Source organism: Streptomyces sp. NPDC005863, assembly GCF_042871345.1.
Classification (GTDB): Bacteria; Actinomycetota; Actinomycetes; order Streptomycetales; family Streptomycetaceae; genus Streptomyces.
Genome location: NZ_JBIAII010000014.1, coordinates 35,766 through 51,077 on the forward strand (window position 1 = coordinate 35,766; position 15,312 = coordinate 51,077).

The 15,312-nt window shown below is 67.7% G+C and carries 24 protein-coding genes and 1 pseudogene; 17 read left to right on the forward strand and 8 right to left on the reverse strand.

Features of this window, described 5'->3' with window-relative positions; translation table 11 throughout:
* The 10 genes from ACFYO9_RS34110 to ACFYO9_RS34155 all read left to right on the forward strand — a co-directional run bounded on the left by ACFYO9_RS34110 (position 1) and on the right by ACFYO9_RS34155 (position 5,385).
* A complete protein-coding gene (locus ACFYO9_RS34110) occupies positions 1-1,092 on the forward strand; it encodes a DUF5047 domain-containing protein (RefSeq protein ID WP_388666956.1) in 1,092 nt (363 codons plus the stop codon).
* Positions 1,089-1,757 carry a hypothetical protein gene (locus tag ACFYO9_RS34115; RefSeq protein ID WP_388666959.1) on the forward strand — a complete coding sequence of 223 codons (669 nt, stop codon included), beginning with the start codon at positions 1,089-1,091 and terminating at the stop codon, positions 1,755-1,757. Before ACFYO9_RS34110 ends, ACFYO9_RS34115 begins: the two co-directional genes overlap by 4 nt.
* Before the next feature lie 10 nt (positions 1,758-1,767).
* Positions 1,768-1,980: a hypothetical protein gene (locus tag ACFYO9_RS34120; protein WP_388666962.1), complete on the forward strand. Its 213-nt coding sequence runs from the start codon at positions 1,768-1,770 to the stop codon at positions 1,978-1,980.
* Positions 1,980-2,612, forward strand: coding sequence for a hypothetical protein (locus ACFYO9_RS34125; protein ID WP_388666965.1), 633 nt, complete (start codon positions 1,980-1,982; stop codon positions 2,610-2,612). Before ACFYO9_RS34120 ends, ACFYO9_RS34125 begins: the two co-directional genes overlap by 1 nt.
* Positions 2,613-2,622: 10 nt before the next feature.
* Positions 2,623-3,051, forward strand: coding sequence for a hypothetical protein (locus ACFYO9_RS34130; RefSeq protein ID WP_388666968.1), 429 nt, complete (start codon positions 2,623-2,625; stop codon positions 3,049-3,051).
* Positions 3,052-3,065: 14 nt separating this feature from the next.
* Positions 3,066-4,097: a hypothetical protein gene (locus ACFYO9_RS34135; protein ID WP_388666971.1), complete on the forward strand. Its 1,032-nt coding sequence runs from the start codon at positions 3,066-3,068 to the stop codon at positions 4,095-4,097.
* A 48-nt stretch (positions 4,098-4,145) separates the two neighbouring features.
* Positions 4,146-4,454 carry a hypothetical protein gene (locus tag ACFYO9_RS34140; RefSeq protein WP_388666973.1) on the forward strand — a complete coding sequence of 103 codons (309 nt, stop codon included), beginning with the start codon at positions 4,146-4,148 and terminating at the stop codon, positions 4,452-4,454.
* 66 nt (positions 4,455-4,520) lie between these two features.
* A complete protein-coding gene (locus ACFYO9_RS34145; RefSeq protein WP_388666976.1) occupies positions 4,521-4,904 on the forward strand; it encodes a hypothetical protein in 384 nt (127 codons plus the stop codon).
* Entirely contained in the window at positions 4,901-5,230 is a 330-nt protein-coding gene (locus ACFYO9_RS34150) for a hypothetical protein (protein ID WP_388666979.1), read from the forward strand. Before ACFYO9_RS34145 ends, ACFYO9_RS34150 begins: the two co-directional genes overlap by 4 nt.
* A gap of 2 nt (positions 5,231-5,232) precedes the next feature.
* A complete protein-coding gene (locus ACFYO9_RS34155) occupies positions 5,233-5,385 on the forward strand; it encodes a hypothetical protein (RefSeq protein ID WP_388666982.1) in 153 nt (50 codons plus the stop codon).
* A gap of 196 nt (positions 5,386-5,581) precedes the next feature.
* Here the strand turns inward: ACFYO9_RS34155 and ACFYO9_RS34160 are convergent, their stop codons facing one another.
* Positions 5,582-6,187 carry a hypothetical protein gene (locus ACFYO9_RS34160; protein ID WP_388666985.1) on the reverse strand — a complete coding sequence of 202 codons (606 nt, stop codon included), beginning with the start codon at positions 6,185-6,187 and terminating at the stop codon, positions 5,582-5,584.
* Positions 6,188-6,512: 325 nt separating this feature from the next.
* On the opposite strand from ACFYO9_RS34160, the gene ACFYO9_RS34165 reads away from it, so the two are divergent.
* Genes ACFYO9_RS34165 through ACFYO9_RS34180 form a run of 4 tightly spaced genes read left to right on the forward strand, consistent with a single transcriptional unit; the run spans position 6,513 to position 8,733 of the window.
* Positions 6,513-6,851 carry a hypothetical protein gene (locus tag ACFYO9_RS34165; protein ID WP_388666987.1) on the forward strand — a complete coding sequence of 113 codons (339 nt, stop codon included), beginning with the start codon at positions 6,513-6,515 and terminating at the stop codon, positions 6,849-6,851.
* Positions 6,852-6,853: 2 nt separating this feature from the next.
* Positions 6,854-7,150: a hypothetical protein gene (locus ACFYO9_RS34170; protein WP_388666990.1), complete on the forward strand. Its 297-nt coding sequence runs from the start codon at positions 6,854-6,856 to the stop codon at positions 7,148-7,150.
* Positions 7,147-8,337, forward strand: a complete 1,191-nt coding sequence (locus ACFYO9_RS34175) for a site-specific integrase (protein WP_388666992.1) — start codon at positions 7,147-7,149, stop codon at positions 8,335-8,337. The genes ACFYO9_RS34170 and ACFYO9_RS34175 overlap by 4 nt, the downstream gene beginning before the upstream one ends.
* A 57-nt stretch (positions 8,338-8,394) precedes the next feature.
* Entirely contained in the window at positions 8,395-8,733 is a 339-nt protein-coding gene (locus ACFYO9_RS34180) for a hypothetical protein (RefSeq protein WP_388666994.1), read from the forward strand.
* Between the two features lie 478 nt (positions 8,734-9,211).
* Here ACFYO9_RS34180 and ACFYO9_RS34185 read toward each other — a convergent pair whose 3' ends face one another.
* Complete coding sequence (locus ACFYO9_RS34185; protein WP_388666996.1) at positions 9,212-9,427, reverse strand: hypothetical protein; 216 nt, start codon at positions 9,425-9,427, stop codon at positions 9,212-9,214.
* Positions 9,428-10,327: 900 nt separating this feature from the next.
* Between ACFYO9_RS34185 and ACFYO9_RS34190 the strand changes: the two genes are divergently transcribed.
* Entirely contained in the window at positions 10,328-10,759 is a 432-nt protein-coding gene (locus ACFYO9_RS34190; RefSeq protein WP_388666999.1) for a DUF6221 family protein, read from the forward strand.
* 87 nt (positions 10,760-10,846) lie between these two features.
* Here ACFYO9_RS34190 and ACFYO9_RS34195 read toward each other — a convergent pair whose 3' ends face one another.
* Complete coding sequence (locus ACFYO9_RS34195) at positions 10,847-11,050, reverse strand: hypothetical protein (RefSeq protein WP_388667002.1); 204 nt, start codon at positions 11,048-11,050, stop codon at positions 10,847-10,849.
* Between the two features lie 92 nt (positions 11,051-11,142).
* Between ACFYO9_RS34195 and ACFYO9_RS34200 the strand changes: the two genes are divergently transcribed.
* The gene (locus ACFYO9_RS34200; protein WP_388667005.1) at positions 11,143-11,748 is read left to right on the forward strand and encodes a hypothetical protein; all 606 of its coding nucleotides are present in this window, start codon (positions 11,143-11,145) and stop codon (positions 11,746-11,748) included.
* Positions 11,749-11,782: 34 nt separating this feature from the next.
* On the opposite strand, the gene ACFYO9_RS34205 is transcribed toward ACFYO9_RS34200, so the two are convergent.
* Both ACFYO9_RS34205 and ACFYO9_RS34210 read right to left on the reverse strand, forming a co-directional pair.
* Positions 11,783-11,977 (reverse strand): hypothetical protein, encoded by a 195-nt coding sequence (locus tag ACFYO9_RS34205; RefSeq protein ID WP_388667008.1) that lies wholly within the window; start codon positions 11,975-11,977, stop codon positions 11,783-11,785.
* Positions 11,978-12,041: 64 nt separating this feature from the next.
* Entirely contained in the window at positions 12,042-12,275 is a 234-nt protein-coding gene (locus ACFYO9_RS34210; protein WP_388667011.1) for a GntR family transcriptional regulator, read from the reverse strand.
* A 141-nt stretch (positions 12,276-12,416) separates the two neighbouring features.
* On the opposite strand from ACFYO9_RS34210, the gene ACFYO9_RS34215 reads away from it, so the two are divergent.
* Positions 12,417-12,764, forward strand: a complete 348-nt coding sequence (locus ACFYO9_RS34215) for a DUF6415 family natural product biosynthesis protein (protein ID WP_388667014.1) — start codon at positions 12,417-12,419, stop codon at positions 12,762-12,764.
* A gap of 317 nt (positions 12,765-13,081) precedes the next feature.
* Here ACFYO9_RS34215 and ACFYO9_RS34220 read toward each other — a convergent pair whose 3' ends face one another.
* The 3 genes and pseudogenes from ACFYO9_RS34220 to ACFYO9_RS34230 form a co-directional block, all read right to left on the reverse strand.
* Positions 13,082-13,477, reverse strand: coding sequence for a hypothetical protein (locus tag ACFYO9_RS34220; protein ID WP_388667034.1), 396 nt, complete (start codon positions 13,475-13,477; stop codon positions 13,082-13,084).
* Between the two features lie 75 nt (positions 13,478-13,552).
* Positions 13,553-13,696 (reverse strand): annotated as a pseudogene (locus ACFYO9_RS34225) (GntR family transcriptional regulator); the annotation flags it as partial.
* A 591-nt stretch (positions 13,697-14,287) separates the two neighbouring features.
* Complete coding sequence (locus ACFYO9_RS34230) at positions 14,288-15,160, reverse strand: undecaprenyl-diphosphate phosphatase (protein ID WP_355814996.1); 873 nt, start codon at positions 15,158-15,160, stop codon at positions 14,288-14,290.
* Between the last annotated feature and the right edge of the window lie 152 nt (positions 15,161-15,312).

Here is a 15,312-nt window from a genome sequence, read left to right on the forward strand (position 1 = left end):
GTGTACCCCGTCAGCGACCGCTTCCTGCCCCGCCTCGCCGAATCCCACAACCCGGCAACCCAGGTGCAGCTTTTCCGCACCGACGGCAGCGTCGTGACGATCGAGCACACCGGCGGGTCGGTGCCGGTAGACCGCGGGCAGGCCATCCGCCGCACCTGCACCGTCACCACAGCTGACGTCTCACTCATACCGCGCGCACCGGACGACGAACTCGCCACCTACGGCGCCCGCCTACGGATTGCCCGCGGCGTCGAGTACGGGGACGGCAGCCGTGAGCTGGTCCCCCTCGGCGTGTTCCGTCTCGACTCCGTCGACGGCGATCCCACCGACGGACCAGTCACGCTGCAAGGCAAGAGCCTCGAGGCGTGCGTAGCGGATGACAAGCTCACCGAGCCGTATAAGGCGACCGGCACAGTCGTCGGCGCGGCGACCGCACTGATCCAACGATCCCTGCCCGACGCCGACGTCATCAGCCTGATCGATGACGCACCCATCGGCGCCCGCACATTCGACATCGAGGCTGACCCTTGGGCCGGCGTGCAGGAGATCGTCGCCGCTGCAGGCGCCGAGTGCTACACCAACGCTGACGGGGTGTTCGTTATCGCCGCCCTGCCCGACCCCGAGGCGACGCCCGCGGTCTGGGAGGTCGCGGCCGGGGAACGGGGCGTGTACGTCTCGGGCAGCAGGGCCATGAGCAGCGATGGGGTCCGCAACGGCTGGCTGGCGCGCGGCGAGAACACCGAGGAAAACGTCCCTCCCGTCTCCTACCTCGCCGTCGACGCGGACCCGAACTCCCCGACGTATTGGAACGGCCCCTACGGGCGGCGGCCGGACTTCTACAGCTCGAGCACCCTCATCACCGTCAACGCCTGCGCCCAGGCCGCCAACCTGAAGCTCGCCGCCGGCAAGGCCCCGAACGCTTCCGGCGACTTCTCCTCGCTGCCGAATCCTGCCCTGGAGTGCGGCGACGTCATCCGCGTCATCCACCCCGACGGCAGCCGTGAGCTCCACCAAGTACAGAGCTTCACTGTGCCGCTGGACGCAGGCGGCGACTTCCCCATCGCGACGATCTCCGCGAAGGAGGACGGATGAAGTCCCCGCACAGCTCGGTGCGGCAGCTTGCCGACGCCCTCCAGCAGCAAGCTGTCACCGCAGGATCGACCACTCCGTCGGTGCGGGGGGCCGACTGGCGGCTCGCCACCGTCCAGACCATTAACGGGAACGGCACCATCGTCACAGCCGACGGCATCACTGTGCGCCGCCTGGAGACGTACACCCTGCCGCTGGTCGGCGACGTCATCGCCGTCACCCAGTCGAGCAGCGGCAACTGGCTAGCCCTGGGGCGACTGAGCAGCGGCGACCCGGGGTGGACGACAGCGGCACTCGGTACCGGCTATACGCAGGGCAACACCACCAGCCAGGGCAACAACAACGGGCCTATCCGCTACAGGCGCATCAACTGGCAGGGCGGCTGGTGGATGGAGTGGGACGGCGGCGCCACCCGCGCCAGCGGCGCCCAGACCGCCAACGTGCTTTCGGCCGCCCTCAGTTCCACGTTTCGGCCCGCTGCGCGTGCCTCGTTCGTCGCTCCCCGCAACGCCACCTCGATCACGGGGGTCTCGCTGAGCACCTCTGTCGTCCACAGCGTGAAGGTCGACTTCGACACGGACGGCACCGTCTCCCTCATCTCCGCTGCTGCGGGCGACGTCGACACGCAGTGGTTTTCCCTCAAGGGCTTTCGCTACCCGCTCACCTGAAAGGGCCGCTATGGCTGCTCCAGCCACGTACCGCGTCGTCGTGAACGGCGGCGAATCGATGATCGACATCACGCTGCAGGAGGGCGACTACTCGCCGGTCACAGACGACACCATGCCCTCCCTCATCTGGGAGCTGGCGCGGGCCGCCTCCGGCCTTGAGGGTGCCACCACCGTCACGGTGAGCCGCACGGCGTCGGTGTCCACGGAAGTCCCGGAGGTCTGATGCCTACCACCGATGACTACGGGCAGGGCATCAGCATCGCCGCGCTCACCGACCCGCCTGATGCCGCGAAGCTCGCGAAGGATCTAGGGAACGCCATCGCGCCCCGCACGAACATGCGGTTCGCGTCCTCGTCCGAGCGATCCGCGATCCTCACCGCCCCGGTCGAGGGCATGGTGGCATGGCTGAGGGATGTCGACCTGCTGACCGTGTACGACGGCAGCACCTGGGTGGTGATCGGGTCCGGCAACAAGGCGTGGACGACCGTGTCGCTGGCTTCGGGTTTCACCCAGAACGGCAACAGCAACGGGAACTTGCAGTACCGCATCGTGAACCTCTTCGGCGAGGACACACTGATGCTGCGCGGCGCCGTCAACATCACCTACAGCGGAAGCCCCAAGGTCATCCCGAACGGCGGCTTCGTCACCAACACACCCCTGGTCACCGCCGCCCGCCCCTCCTCGCTGCGCTCCCTCACCGGAGCCTGCTCGACCACCGACTCCGATGTCCTCTCCGTGAAACTCGACATCGGAACCGATGGCCGCATACAGATCGTCGGCACCACCACGTCGACCGCCAACCCGAAGATCCAGCCGCCGTGGGTTTCCTTCAACGGCACCTTCTGCAGCCTTTGAGGAGGCGCCCATGGCCACGGTCTGCAAGCTCTTCCGTGACAAGCCGCAGCCCATCCCGCCGGAAACGTGGACGCTCGTCACCTACGAACGCACGATCAGCAACGACCGGAGCATGGCCCGGCAACTCAGCATGATCATGCCGCCGTTCGACGGGGACTTCCTGTGGGCCCGCAACCTCCGCTGGGCCGCCATCACCACCCCTGACGGCGACAGCAGGCCGCGGCAGTTCATGAGCCGCTTCGTCCGCGACCCTCACGGCATCCGTGACGACACCGGAGCCGCCGACCACCTCGCCACCCCCGGCCGCAGTTGGGAGACGACCAGCTGGTTCTTCGCCGGCCAGGCCAACCAGCCCGTCGGCGTCGAGGTCTGGCACGACCACGATCAGCCGTGGGCCCTCGAACACGCCCAATTCGTCGCCGTCACCTGGGACTACTAGAAAGGGGGCGGATCGTGGCCAAGAGCGGCCCGCAGCGCTACCCCGGAGCCAGCGCCACCTACTGGTACGGCTCGAAGTATCCGGGCTCCGCGATGGAGTCCAATGTCATCGTCTGGCACACCACAGAGGGCACCAGCCTCCCTTCCTACGGCGGGGGAGCGGAGGCGCCTAACTTCACCGCCAAGCCGGACTTCTCGGCGAAGCGACTCGTCTGGTACCAGCACTTCGAATTCGACGTGTCCTCGCGCGCCCTCGTGAACAAGGCCGGCGGCGTGGAGACGAACACGCTCAACGCCTGCCAGGTCGAGATCGTCGGGACCTGCGACCCGGCCACCCACACCAAGTGGAGCCGCGCCGGCTACACCCACCTGTACACGCCGGAGCTGCCCGACTGGGCGATCCGCGACCTTGCAGCCTTCGCGAAGTGGGCGCACGACCAACACGGCGTTCCTCTCTCCAGCGGCCTCGCGTTCAAGGCCTACCCCTCCAGCTACGGCAACAGCTCCGTCCGTATGACCGGCAGCCAGTGGAACGCGTTCAAGGGGCACTGCGGCCACCAGCACGTCCCCGAAAACGACCACGGCGACCCCGGGGCGCTCCCCATCACAGCGATCCTCGCCACCGCCAAAGGCGACACCACAACACCCGCCCAGGAGGACGACGTGCCGCACACGATCGGCCGCTACGAGACGGCCGACCGGCCCCTCGTGCCCGGCAAGTGGACCACCATCCCGATCGAGGGTGTCGACCTCCTCTCCGGGGCGACCGCCTACCAGGCGATGGCGCAGCTCACTGCCGAACTCCCCGACGGTGCCACGCTGCAGGGTCGCTTCTACCACTACCGCACCGACGGCTCCCGCTGGACAGCCGGACTCAGCGAACGCCAGGGCACCGCCGGCAGCACGTTCGCGGACTTCCACAACTCCGGGTCCATCGGCGCCGCCGAGAAGCTTCGGTTCGAAGCCTGCTACTGGCCCGTCGAAGCCGACGACCAGAGAGCCATCACCATCACCACGTCGCGCCTGCGCGGCCTGTACTGGAAGTAGGACGCCATGAAGATTTTGGGCAGAGAGCCTGCTCTCATCATCGCCACAGTGTCCGCTGGCCTGTCACTGCTCGTCAGCTTCGGCTTCGACGGGCTGTCCGCCGAGCAGTCAGCAGCCATCGTGGCTGTCATCAGCGCGGTGTTCGCCGCAACCACCGCCGTCATCACCCGCCCGATCGCACCGTCCGCGTTCACCGGTCTCGTTGCCGCCGCGGTCGCGCTCCTCGCCGCCTACGGCCTGAACGTCGGCCAGGAGACCGTCGGCGCCCTGAACGCCATCGTCCTCGCGGTCCTTGGGCTCCTCACCCGCGGCCAGGTCGCGCCGGCGACCACCGCGCCCGTCCGCCCGGCGGCGTAGGTGCCGTGCCGCGCGGCCCGATGGCTGCGTAAGCGGCTCGGCAGACGCGGACCCTTCCTCGCGTTCATGGGAGTCGGCAAGGTCTGCTTCGGCTTCTCCTTCATCTTCACCCCGCCCTGGTCAAAGGACGGCCTCGGCATGCTGCTGCGCTTCGCGCCGTTGCACTGTTGGGCATGGCTGTGGATCTTCTGCGGCACCGTCACGTTCATCAGCGCGTGGCTCAAGTTCGGACGCGACGGCCTCGGATTCGTTGCCGCTTCCACCCCGCCTGCCTTCTGGGCGTTCACTTACGGCTGGTCCGGACTGCTCGGCGAGTATCCTCGCGGGCTGTTCCTGTTCGGCTGGTACATCACATCGCACTGTGGGGTGATCTGGTGCGCATCACGAGTCCCGCCTGATGCCGGAACACCCCAGAACCTCGGCCAGGCGGCTGAGGGGAGACCCGGGTGAACGGGATCTGGGGGCTGGTCGGGGCGGGCATCACCTTGATCGGTGTGGCGGTGACGGGATGGTTCACCTACCGAGGGACACGCACCGCGGCAGCCATTCAGGCCGCGCCAGTGGCCAAAGCACAGGAGTTCGCGGTCCTCCAGGCAACCGTCGAGCGGGTGGACAAAGAGAACGGCGAGCTGCGCAACCGGCAGTTCCGCACGGACGCGCTGCTACGTGCGTTCTCACGGAGCGCAGACCGGTGGCGCCGGCAGATGGAGCGCGCAGGCATGGAACCCGAACCCGCCGACCCGCTCGTTGACGAGTACAACCGAACGGGAGTGTGACCATGCCTGACCCGCGCCCCATGGAGCGCCGGACCGATGACAGCGCGGGCGACATGCCCAGCCTCGTCGAACTCGGCCTCGCCGAACCCCAACCCCAGCCGTCCTACGAGGGGCTGTTCCTGGAACCGCCGCCGTCGGAACCGCCCGCCGAGTAGACGATGCCCCGTTCCTCTGCCTCGGCAGGGGAACGGGGCGATTCGTCTATCCTGGCCGTAGGTTCCTGGTGGTGATAGCGAGCAACACCCCCGCAGCCGCAGGGGTGCGTGGTCGCCAGGAAGCCGGATACCGAGAGGTCCGGGGAGGCTCCCCTGTATCCCGAATGTTCGGGTTGGGGGAGCCTTCGGCTATTCCTCAGGGCTGGAGTTCCTTCTTCACCTCGGCGACGTCCGGCCCGGTGTCGGTGGACGGCATCTTCCACTCGTGCGCGGTCCCGTCGCCGTCGGTGTACATCAGTGTGCCGCCCTTCGCCTGCGTGGCCGTCAGGTCGAAGACTTCGCTCTCCCAGTGGTATGTGCCGGGCTGAACCTTGCCCGCGTTCTCGTACTTGCCGGTACTGACGGCTGTCGAGTTGCCGCTGTTCCATCCGATCGACTCCCCGTCGGGAGCGATCCACTGCCAGCCGCCACCTGAGATCGGCGCCACCTCCTCGGCCGCGACACCCGTCATCGCCTTGACCTTCATCGTGACCACGACGAAGACACCGTTCTCCGGCTTCTCGGAGGTGGCCGCCTTCGCGTACACGGTCGTGCCCGGCGTGATCTGAAGGACGCCGACGCCTTCATCGCCGATGGTCTGCGCCGGCTCGCCGAGCTTTAGAGTCTTCTCGGCCGCGATGCCGTCGCCGTCGTTGCCCGGGTTCTCCGTCGCTGCCGCCTTGCCGGAGGGTGGCTTCTCGTCGGTTTCACCGTCATCCCGGCCACCGCACGCGGTCAGAGCCGCCAGAAGCATGGCGGCCACTGCCGCCGTAGTACGAATCCGCATACGTCCCCCCGAGGTTGAGCTGATCGGGACACCGTAGGGCAGAAGCGGCAGGCGGGGGAGTTGTTCGGGTCGGCGCCCGGTAACTGATCCGAACAACGGGTCCTCCCGCGCCGCTAGTTGACCATGTGCGACTCTCGATAACATGCAGTATCACGGGCCCTGCTCCTCTCGGAGTGAGGCCCGTCGTCATGCGGAGGGCCGTCTCCAACTTCCGCGCAACGGCGGCCATTACCGTGGGTAGCCCAGTATAATTTCCCTTATACGGGCCTGCTCTCGGGAGTGGCCCAGAGAGGGGAGACCCATGACAACCCTGCATCGACGTGTCGACTGGGACGACAATGTAAGAGAAGCCACCGCCATTGAGACGGACCGGGCCGAGGGCACCGCGACCCGCATCCGCCACCAGGTCACCGAGATCCGAACTGCCGCCGAACAACTCACCGCCACCGGCGACATCTTCGATGCCGCAGTCGCCACCTTCCTCACCGCGCAGGCGACCATGCTCGAACGTGCAGGAAGCACCGCCCAACGCGCCGACTCGATGCGTCGCGAGGAAGACACCCTCGATGACCCCGGCACGTTCCCCAGCCCGGCCCGCAGCGCCCTCCTCATCGCTCGCGCCCACCTGGGCAAGGGCTGACCATGAGCGACCCCATCCCGTTTCGTCGGCGACCCACCCAGAAGAAGACCGGCCACACCTGTATCTGCGGCGCCACCTGGCGCCCCGGGTTCTCCTCCGACCCCGCCTGGCTGCTGACCGCCCACCCCGACTGGCGCCTGCTGGCGGGCGTGCTCGAATGTGACTGCTGCGGCCGGAGGAAGCTGGACGTCTTCCGGGAGCAGGCAGAGCAGAAGTGCGCGGCCACCCCTCCACCCATCCCGCGGCGCGAGCGGCCGGACGCCAGGATCATTCCGTTCCGCAGGGTCGGCCCCGTATGAGCGACGACGAGGCGGAGGTCGTCGACGCCGAACTGGTCGACGACCACCTCCCCGTCGCGACCGAGCCCGCGCCAGCCGCCCGGCCGATGGTCGACCGACACACGATCCTGCGCCCCAACGCTCCGATCCCCACGACGGCCGACCTGCCGACGTACAGCGAAGCCGACTTCCGGATCTCCGAGGAGACCGCCAAGCTCCTCGACGAGTCCCCGCCCGAGAACACGTCCCGCACCTACAGATCCGCACAGAACCGCTTCGAGACGTGGTGCCGCGCGAACGGGCGCGTCCACCTGCCGTGCACCACCGCCACGTTCGTCGAATACGTCGGACACCTCATCCGGGAGGACAAGTCCCCGTCCACCATCCAGGTGGCCATGTCCGCGATCCGCTCCTGGCACAACGATGGCCAGCAGCCCGGCACCAAGGAGGCCAGCGAGGCCGTCCGCAAGCACGCGCGCGGCTGGGCGCAACGCCGCACCGCGAAGAAGGCCCCCGCCATCCGCACCGACATGCTCGCCGCCATGGTCGCCACCTGCACCAGCGAGACCGACGCCGACTATTCCAAAGCGGCCCGCGACGCCGCGCTCCTCACCCTCGGCTGGGGCATGCTCTCCCGCCGCTCCGAGCTGGCCCACCTGCTGATCGAGCAACTGACCATCGGGCCCACCGGCATCCACGTCCTCGTCGCCTTCTCCAAGACAGACCAAGCCGCCAAGGGCGAGACCACCTTCGTGCCCGCCAACCCGGACGACCCAACGACCTGTCCCGTCGTCCGCGTCCGCGCCTGGCTCGAAGAACTCCGACGCCAAGGCGTCACGACCGGACCGCTGTTCCGGCACATCAACCGAGGCGGCACCATCCGGCACCGAGCCACCGGAGAACGCGGAGACTTCCTCACCCCCGACGCCATTGGTGCCATCGTCAAGGCGCGCGCCAAGCTCGCCGACCTACCCGACCCATCGAAGATCACCGCCCACGGACTCCGACGCGGACCAGCCCAAGAGATTGCCGAAGCGGGCGAAGACCCCACCGGGCAGGGGCGCTGGAAGCCGGGGTCCACGACGGTACGGAAGCACTACGTCGAACCAGCTCAGAGCGAAGCCGACAACACCATCACCGCCATGCGAAAGAAGCGAGCCGAGACAGCGCAGAAGGAGCAGGGGAAGGCGCCTGAGACAGATCGCTGATCGTGCCCTACCTTGTTGGTGGGCGCGGGGCCTGGAGCAACGAGTCTGGAGGACTCAATGGCCATAGGCCGCGTCAATGCCGCCAAGTTCATCTCGCGCTACCTCGGCGAGCCGCACGATGCCGAACTCGGCGGCGAGGAGACACACCAACTCTTCAACGCCGTCCATGCGGACATCTGTTGCCCTCCGTCGGGTCACAGCATCAGCTGGGACGACTGGTACGCCTACGCGGACCAGTTCCCTCCGACGTGGAAGGCGGACTGGTTCCTCGAACCGGGCGGCGACCCGAAACCGCTTCCGCCATACCTGACGAGGGAGAAGCGTGAACGCGCCGAGCGGGCGGCGCGACTCGCCGTTTGGATCCGCCGCGAGGCTCATCGGCGGAACATCCACTGAGCGTCAGCCCCTCATGCCAGACTGATCCCGCGCCCGCTGCGCCCCCGTCGCGGCGGGCGTTCTGGCATCCTGGTGGTAGCAGCTGAACCGTCACGCTTGGCGGTGTAGGCAGCTTCCGTCCGGCGTGCGGCCGCCCTGGCCGCCGAGTGCACCTCGCCAGACCTCGCGGACTCAACTCGCCCTCCTTGGCGGGGTAGGCCCGCAATCAAGGCCCCCGCCCTGGCGGGGGCCTCTTCCTTGTCGGCTCCTCGTGGCATCCTGGTGCCGGTCACGCTCGTCTGCCGTGGGAAACCTCGGCACCCGGGAACGGTATAGCCGGGCGGGCCAGCGTCTGCCGGGATCAGCCGGGCGCGGGCAACCGAGTCCCTCCCGCCATCGACGGCCCAAACAGGGGCCTACCAGCGAGGCGGGGTAGAGGCCCCCGGAGGCGTTCGCCTTACGCCCGCCCTCATCTACCGGGGGCGGGCGTTCGTGCGTCTCAGTGCGACCAGACATCTGGTCCGCCGCCGCGCCACTCGATGAGCGGGGAGCGGACCACGTCTATCTCGTCGTAGCTCTGCAGGCCCGCGGTCTGCATGAACGCTGCGATGTCCTGCACCGAGTAGGCGCGGCCGGAGATCTGTCCGTCGACGCGCACGCGCCGGCCGCCTTCCTCGTCGGGTGGATATACGACGACTGGGTGATCGGTAGCCATGGGGCCAGCGTGCCGGGGGAACGGCGTTCGTGCGCGGGGAGTTCCCCCATCCGGCCTGTGGTCAGGAGGGGTCCTCGATGGTGACGTAAGGGCTGAGGCTTATGACGGCGAGGCCCACCGGGATCATCACGGCATGCCACTGGCTCCAGATCTCGCGAACCATCTCGAAGACATTCATGAGGCCCCCTGGTGTCGTGGTCGATCTGACTGGCTGGGCGGGGGAGGGATCAGCTCGCCCCGCCCAGCGGTTGTGCCAGAAGCTCACCGGTCCCCGCTAAGGGACGGAGGGCTTCCGCGCCGTGCTCGCGCTCCCCGCTAAGGGCTACCCGAGTCGTGCTTGAGAGATTTGCTGCACCGGGAGACTCACCGCGCTATGCGGGTATGGCCTACTCTCCACCCGGCCTGCGTGCCCTGGTCTGCCTTTGCGGCTACGTCCGTTGAGACCGGTCCCGGGGCTTGTGGTGCTGTTCTCTTGCCCTGCCTTGTTTCTGTAATACAGATACTCCTCTCGGCCCTTGCGCCCGTCAAGGGGGTGCGCCATGATTTTCTGTATGACGGAAAATGGCGAGGCCAGGAAACGTGGAAGGCCGGCGACCGGGAGCGGCGACGTAGCCCCTGTGCGCGTGGCGGCGCATGTGAAGAAAGCGTTCGACGCTGCCGCGGCGGCGGGAGGCTCCAACCGATCGAAGAAGACCGAAGAGCTGTGGGCCTGGTACGCCGGACTCCCTGACGCGGAACTGCCCCAACGCCCAACGGACAAGGAGGGCGCAGAGGGCACCTCACCATGACCCGGTTGTCGGCAGCCGGCACTACGCTGTGTCCATCTATCCGCGCTGTGGCTGCAGCGTTGCCGCCCCGCCCGTACAGCGCCGGGCGGGGCGCTCTGCATCCGGAGGCCCTATGAGCGATGACCTGGTGAAGTGGCTCGGTGAGCAGCTCGACGAGGACGAGGGGACCGCGAAGGCCGTGCAGTGGGACGGCTCGGGGAACCGGTTGTCGTGGGAGTTGGCGGCGTCGGCCACGGTCGACGTCGGTGAGGATGAGTTCTACGCGGGCGATCGGACGATCGCGAATCACATCGTTACCCACGACCCGGCGTCGGTGCTGCGCGAGATCGACGCCAAGCGGCGGGTCCTCGCGCGGCATCACGCCGCCCCCATCCCGCCAGGAAACGAGTGGGCGGAGGAGTACCCGTACTGCGCAGCCCACGCGTACACGCAGGCGGACGGCACCGTCGTCTATCCGGTCCAGCTGCAAAACTGCCCGGAGCTGCGCGACCTGGCCGCCCCCTACGCGGACCGGCCCGGCTACCGCGAGGAGTGGCGGCCGTGATCTCCCGCCTGCTGCGCGACATCATCGACGGGTTCTGGAATGGCGTCGACTACCTGTGGTTCTGCCGGTGGATCCCGTAGTCAGACGCTAGGCCGCTTCCGGCTTCGAATGCCGCACGGCCCGCTTCAGCTGCGTCTCGACAGCCAGCCGCTCATGCCCGCCCTCGGTGGCGAACTCCCTGATCCGCTGCTGCACCGCATGCGCGGTGTCCACGGTCAGCGTCCCGGCCTGGATCTCAGCCCAGGCGAAACGTTCCAGCATGATCAGATCGGCGGGGAGTTCGATAGCCACGAGCAGATCCTACATCGCAGATCATGCACCCCCTGCATTGACACTCGTATGCAGGGGGTGCATGATGGTGCTCTCAGGTAGGGGAGGACAGCATGGCCATCACGCCGAAGCCCATCACCGAACACACTCAGCGCCTCGAAGACCGCTCGCCCATCGGCACCCGCTACACCGACGGCAGGGGCGGCGTCTACACCCTCGTCGCCTACGACATCGACCCCGACCGACGTGCTATCGCCGAGCCAGTGCTGCTCGGCGACTACCAATTCGAAATCTCCCACACCCTGTACGACGTCCTCGATCACGGATCCGTGAGGCTCGAATACGCCAACGAGATCGTCGAGGGCGAGCAGACCCTCGACGTCGCACCGGCTGACCCCGAGATGTCCGAACGTGCGCGGGCCGCCGCAATGAAGCGCTACCAGGAACCCGCTCGCGACACCGGTGACCTGTGGAGTGTCCTCGTCTTCGAGGATCTTGACACCGACGACAAGGTCACCGCTTTCCATAAGTGGGCCAAGGCGGAGCTCGAACTGCGCAAGGCTGAGGCGGAACTCGCCCGTGCCGCCCAAGAGCGCGCCTGGACGCTGGAGCGCCTGATTGGCCTCACGGGGTCGCAACAGAAGGCCGGTCGCACCGTCGGGCTCAACCAATCATCAATCTCCCGTGCGCTGCGGACCCTCCCGGCGGATCGCCCCTGACTTCCTCGAAACCCCGCCAATGCGCGGGGTTTCGTCACGCCGCCTCGACGATCCCGCCCCGCAGTGACTCCGCCTGCTCGGCGCGCGTCCACTCCGCGACCAGCACCTCATACCGGGCCCGCGTCTCAGGCGACAGGCGCACCCGCGGATCAAGCCACAGCTGGCGGATCTCCTCATTCACGACCGCAGCAGGCCGCACGCGGCCACGGTCCGGGGGAGTGGGGATCATGCACAGAAGTCTAGGCGTCGGGTCTGACATCGCCCAGGATGCGGCGACGAACGGCATATGACGATCACCGGTCGGCGACAAATGTTCCCAGTCCGATCTCCGCGCGTACCAGACCCTCCGCCTTCAGGTGCGCCAGCACCTTCTGCGCCGTCGAAGCGGCCACCCCGAACTCAGTCGACAGCTCCACGACAGACGGCACTCGGGAGCCAGCCGGGTAGGTGCCGCCCTCGATGCGTTCCACGATGACCGCAGCAACTTGCCGCCAGATCGGCCGCGTCCGGTCAAGATCAATGCTCACTTGGTTGACGCTAGGTAACTGCGGTACACCGCGCGACCGCAGTACAGTGCGGTAGACCGCAGTAGACCAGCGGAAACAAGGACCCCCGCATCCGAGGGCACGGACCGGGGGCAGGCCGACGACGAAGACCGGAGCGTCGACATGCCACAGCCTACGGAGCCACACCACACAAGCGAAGACACCGAACGCGGCACACTCATCGACCGTGCCAGCGCCGCCTGCCGAGACCGACCCCCACTGGCAGAACTCGCCGACCTTGACGCCCGTCTGCGCGCCAGCATCGCCGAACTGATGCCCACCGTGCAGCAGCGGTTCGAGCAGCAGGAGAAGTACTCCGCCGACTGGTACGCCGGGAACCGGATACTCCTCGACTCCCGCGACGCCCTCGACGAGCCCGCGCAGGACGGCCCCCTCGCCGCGGCCCTGGGGGTCGCTGAGCTCGGCCGCCGGCTCCGGGACTTGGAGGGCTACGCCCGGGATGCGTCATGATCTGCGCTCGCTGCGACCAGCCGATCCGGCCGGGGCAGCCGTACACGACCCACGACATCCACAGCGCCTCCGCCGGTGGGACCACGGTGCGCGTGCACCTCGACTGCCCGGGTACGCGGCCGCGAAGGTGATGTTCCGCGCACACTCCGCACCTGGCTCTGGCCAGCGCTTACACGGCGGGTGATCAGTTCACACGGGGTGCGAACGAAACGCGGCGGTACGTGCATGCAGCAGGGTTACGCGGCGCAGATATATGCATTTCAATAACCAATTACAACCAGCTCCGGCGCCGCACCCAGACCTCGTGCGGCAGTCGCTCAACCGCTCAAGCGGATCCGCCACCTGTCCATCGGCAGCAGCAGATCCGCCGTCTCCACGGGGGTGCCATGCACGTCGAGTCGAGTCCGCACCACCCGGAACACAGGTGTGTCCACCAGCAGCCCCAGCGCATGAGCCTGCTCCAGCTCAAGCGGCACCGTATCCAGTTCCGCCGTGACCGCGACGTGGCGGCGGCGGGCGCCGCGCCACCAGGTGCGGGCCAGCATCGCCGACCGGCCTCCAGGGTCCATGCACTCCATCACCTCGTACTGCAGCACCGAGCGCGCCGTGACGCCGAGACGGCCGGCAAGCTCCTCCGTGGCCAGCTGAGGACTGCTGTCTGTGATCTCGCAGGAGTAGGGCCATGCGGCGTCGATGTCGGTGAGGGTGCGCACAGCAGGAGGATGCGCGACAACGACGCGTTTCCGCTCCTCACCCTCGAGGATTCCCGTCCTTCGGAGGAGGGCGTAGGCGAGGCGCATCGTCTGTTCGTGAACGTTATATGTGGCGGCGAGCTCGGCCCGGGAGGGGAGTGGCTGCCCTGGGCGCCACTCGCCGGCGGTGATGCGGCGGCGGATGTCGTCAGCGATGCGGCGATGAAGCGCGACTGGCATCCGGCGGTCCTCTGGCGTCGATCATGGTGATCATGACGTGAGATCCGAAGCTATGAAGCCGGGCCATGGCTGGATATATCCAAGCCGCTGAGTCTCCCGCGCTGACGGCGCGCAAAGGTTTCGGCGTGACGGGGTCAGGTCTCCGCAACGCTGAAGCGACCTTCTGATCCACCTGCGCACCCCTTCAGCAGGCGTACAGCGGGTCGCGCACGACGGGCGAGAGTCAGGCTCGCCGCTGAGTCACAGGGAAGGGAGCGGGGGTCCGGAGTAAATCTGTCACTGACCGCAGGCGTCCGCTCGTCGCCGCGGCGCTATACCCCACCCGTCCGCCAGGGTGCCAGAAGACGGACGGGTGGAAACGGCCGACGTTCGCCGTCGGCCACAATGCCGCCCTCCGGCTTGCCAGTCCACCTCCCAAGTGGGCGGGCCGGAGGGCGGCGCCATGCTGCCCGGGAGATCCACTGGGAGATTTCTGGGAGAACTCCCGCGCAAAACGCTGCGCCACACTACGAGAACATACGAGCTTCTGCGGGAAGTTGGAAGGAATTCGCGGAATGAGCCCGGCCCGCTGACTTGCGGTTCTAGTCGGTCCTATCCCGCCGACTCACCCGCGTGAGGGCTCAGCGAACCCGCCCCCACCAGGGCGAACAGCACGATGCCCAGCAGGATCCGGTAGTACACGAACGGCATGAAGCTCTTGGTCGTGATGAACTTCATGAACCAGGCGATGACCACGTAGCCGACGATGAAGGCGATGATCGTGGCGAAGATCGTCGGGCCCCACGAGACGTGCCCCTCGCTCGCGTCCTTCAGCTCGTACGCACCGGACGCGAGGACCGCGGGGACGGCGAGCAGGAACGAGTAACGGGCCGCGGACTCGCGGGTGTAGCCCATGAGGAGGCCGCCGCTGATGGTGGCGCCCGAGCGCGAGACGCCGGGGATCAGGGCCATCGCCTGGCAGACGCCGTAGATCAGGCCGTCCTTGACGCCGAGCTCCCGCAGGTCCTTGCGGCGTCGTACGGCGCGGTGCTTGCCGCCCGTCTCGTCGCGCGCCGCGAGCCGGTCGGCGACGCCGAGGACGACACCCATGACGATCAGGGTCGTGGCGATCAGACGGAGGTCACGGAAGGGGCCCTCGATCTGGTCCTTGAGCGTGATGCCGAGGACACCGATGGGGATCGAGCCCACGATGACGAGCCAGCCCATCTGCGCGTCGTGGTCGGAGCGCGGCACCCTGCCGACGAGCGAGCCGAACCACGCCGACAGGATGCGCGCGATGTCCTTGCGGAAGTAGATCAGCACGGCGGTCTCGGTGCCGATCTGCGTGATCGCCGTGAACGCGGCCCCGGGGTCGTGCCAGCCCGCGAACGCCGCGGTCAGCCGCAGATGCGCGCTGGAGGAGATCGGGAGGAACTCGGTCAGTCCCTGGACGAGTCCGAGGATGAAGGATTCAAGCCAAGACATGAAACTGCGCCGTCCAAGTACTGATCATCGGACCGCGGATGCGGTCGAAGCGGTCATAGCGGGGCGTGGCTGAGGCTGGCTGTGGCGTGGGAATGCCGGCGGTGGCGTCGCCGGGATCGGCGGCGGAACGCCGGAGTACGAGGGGCGATCAT